This is a genomic window from Melaminivora alkalimesophila, from assembly GCF_000282995.1.
Lineage (GTDB): Bacteria > Pseudomonadota > Gammaproteobacteria > Burkholderiales > Burkholderiaceae_C > Melaminivora > Melaminivora alkalimesophila.
The window spans coordinates 1-3008 of sequence record NZ_ALEE01000118.1; the positions used below are offsets into that span (position 1 = coordinate 1).

The window sequence follows — 3008 nt, forward strand, 5'->3', positions numbered from 1 at the left end:
GGGCGCCGCAGCCGCGGCGCGCGCGCCGGCGACCCCGACCGCCGTGTCCGGGGCGGCGGGCGCAGCGCCGGGCGACGTGCTGGCCCCGCTGGCGGGCAGCCTGGTCGCCTGGCACAAGGCCGAGGGTGAGGAGGTGCAGGCCGGCGAGGTCCTGGCCACCATGGAGGCCATGAAGATGGAAACGGCGCTCAGCGCCCCCTGTGCAGGGCGGCTGCAGCGCATCGCCCAGGCCGGGCAGATGGTTGCCGCCGGCGAGCTGGTGGCCCGCATCCGGACCGGCGAGAACGCCTGAGCGCAGCGACGAGGCCCGCCCAGCCGGCGCTCAGGGCGTGCGCGCCGGCGGCGTCGCAGGAAGCGGCACCGCGCCCTCGCCGCGCCCGGCGGACGGCGTGGGCACGGGCGGGGCCCCGGGCTTCAGGGGCTTGTCGCCGGGACGCGGTTCGCACGCCGCCAGTGCCGCCGAGACCGCCAGAAGCAGCAGCGCGGCGCCCGGCCGGCGGCGGCGCGGTGGGGCCGGGCAAGGACAGGGGGTCGGGGGCTCAGGCATGGCAGGCTCCGGTGGCAAGGGGGCGCGGCGGGGGGCGCGGCGCGTTCGGCGCCCGTCCATGGTAGGTGCGGGGGCAGCGGCCGGTGGGTAGGATGCGGGCTGATTGAACGCTGCTTGCCATGGCCAAGGAAAAAACCCTCTACACCTGCACCCAGTGCGCCGCCACCAGCCCGCGCTGGCTGGGCAAGTGTCCCGGCTGTGGTGCCTGGAACACGCTGATCGAAACCGTGGCCGAGAGCGCGGGCGCGGGCAAGAACCGGCTGAGCGCGCCGCAGTATGCGGGCCTCGCCCAGGCGCAACCCGTCATGCCGCTGTCGGCCATCGAGGCCACCGAGGTGGTGCGCACCGCCAGCGGCATCGAGGAGCTCGACCGGGTGCTGGGCGGCGGCGTGGTCGAAGGCGGAGTGGTGTTGATCGGCGGCGATCCGGGCATCGGCAAGTCCACGCTGCTGCTGCAGGCGATGGACGCGCTGCAGCGTGCCGGCTTGCCCACGCTGTACGTGACGGGCGAGGAAAGCGGCGCGCAGGTGGCGCTGCGCTCGCGCCGCCTAGGGCTGGACGCCAGCCAGGTGCAGGTGCTGGCCGAGATCCAGCTGGAGAAGATCCTCGCCACGGTGGAGGCGACGCAGCCCGCGGTGTGCGTGATCGACTCCATCCAGACCATGTACTCCGACCAGCTCACCAGCGCGCCGGGCTCGGTCGCCCAGGTGCGCGAGTGCGCGGCGCACCTGACGCGGCTGGCCAAGGCCACGGGCATCGCCGTGATCCTGGTCGGCCACGTGACCAAGGAAGGGGCGCTGGCCGGCCCGCGCGTGCTCGAGCACATGGTGGACACGGTGCTGTACTTCGAGGGCGACACGCATTCGAGCTTCCGCCTGGTGCGCGCCATCAAGAACCGCTTCGGCGCCGTCAACGAGATCGGCGTCTTCGCCATGACCGAGCGCGGGCTGCGCGGCGTGTCCAACCCGAGCGCCATTTTCCTGAGCCAGCACAGCGAGCCGGTGCCCGGCTCGTGCGTGCTGGTCACGCTGGAAGGGACGCGGCCCATGCTGGTGGAGATCCAGGCGCTGGTCGACAACGGCGGGCCCAGCCCGCGGCGCCTGTCGGTGGGGCTGGAGCGCGACCGGCTGGCGATGCTGCTGGCGGTGCTGCACCGCCACGCGGGCATCGCCTCGTCGGACCAGGACGTGTTCGTCAACGCCGTGGGCGGCGTGCGCATCAGCGAGCCGGCCGCCGACCTGGCGGTGCTCTTGGCCATCACCTCGTCCCTGCGCGGGCGGGCGCTGCCCAAGGGCTTCATCGCCTTCGGCGAGGTCGGCCTGGCGGGCGAGGTGCGCCCCGCGCCGCGCGGCCAGGAGCGCCTGCGCGAGGCGGCGAAACTGGGTTTCACCGTGGCCGTGGTGCCGAAGGCGAACGCGCCGAAGAAGCCCATCGCGGGCCTGGCCATCCATGCCGTGGAGCGGGTGGACGAGGCCATGCAGGCGGTGCGCGGCATGGCGTAGCAAGGGCCGCCGGCGCCGGGCCGGCAGGCGCTGCGACCGGCGGCGGGGCATCCTCAGTAAAATCGACCGTTTGCGGCCCCGCCCCCTCTTTCTTTTGTCAAAGGATTTCCCCATGAGCCCCGTTGTTCCCTCGCTGGCCGACCGTGACGGCAAGATCTGGATGGACGGCCAGATGGTGGACTGGCGCGACGCCAAGATCCACGTGCTGACCCACACGCTGCACTACGGCTGCGGCGCCTTCGAGGGCGTGCGGGCCTACGAGACCGCCGACGGCACGGCCATCTTCCGCCTGCAGGAGCACACGGACCGCCTGTTCAACAGCGCCAAGATCCTGCGCATGCAGCTGCCGTTCTCCAAGGAAGAGCTCAACGAGGCGCAGCGCGCCGTGGTGCGCGAGAACAACCTGGCCTCGTGCTACCTGCGCCCGCTGGTGTGGATCGGCTCGGAAAAGCTGGGCGTGTCGCCGAAGGGCAACCGCGTCCACGCGATGGTCGCCGCCTGGGCCTGGGGCGCCTACCTGGGCGAGGAAGGCATGAAGCGCGGCATCCGCGTCAAGACCAGCAGCTACACGCGCCACCACGTCAACATCACCATGACGCAGGCCAAGGCGTCGAGCAACTACACCAACTCCATTCTGGCCAACATGGAGGCCACCGACGATGGCTACGACGAAGCCCTGCTGCTGGACAGCGCCGGCTTCGTGTCCGAAGGCTCGGGCGAGAACGTGTTCATCATCAAGGACGGCGTGGTGTACACCCCCGACCTGTCGGCCGGCGCGCTCAACGGCATCACGCGCAACACCGTGTTCCACATCTGCAAGGACCTGGGGCTGGAGCTGGTGCAAAAGCGCATCACGCGCGACGAGGTGTACATTGCCGACGAGGCCTTCTTCAGCGGCACGGCCGCCGAGATCACCCCGATCCGCGAACTGGACCGCGTGCAGATCGGCAGCGGCAGCC

3 protein-coding genes are annotated in these 3008 nt (G+C 71.8%); all 3 read left to right on the forward strand.

What is annotated here, in order from left to right; translation table 11 throughout:
- Positions 1-292 (forward strand): acyl-CoA carboxylase biotin carboxyl carrier protein subunit (locus tag A612_RS01720; protein ID WP_019372889.1); only part of this gene is annotated, 292 nt, incomplete at its 5' end.
- A 374-nt stretch (positions 293-666) separates the two neighbouring features.
- Positions 667-2049, forward strand: coding sequence for a DNA repair protein RadA (gene radA / locus A612_RS01725; RefSeq protein ID WP_019372890.1), 1383 nt, complete (start codon positions 667-669; stop codon positions 2047-2049).
- 112 nt (positions 2050-2161) lie between these two features.
- A partial coding sequence (locus A612_RS01730; protein ID WP_019372891.1) for a branched-chain amino acid transaminase occupies positions 2162-3008 on the forward strand: 847 nt, incomplete at its 3' end.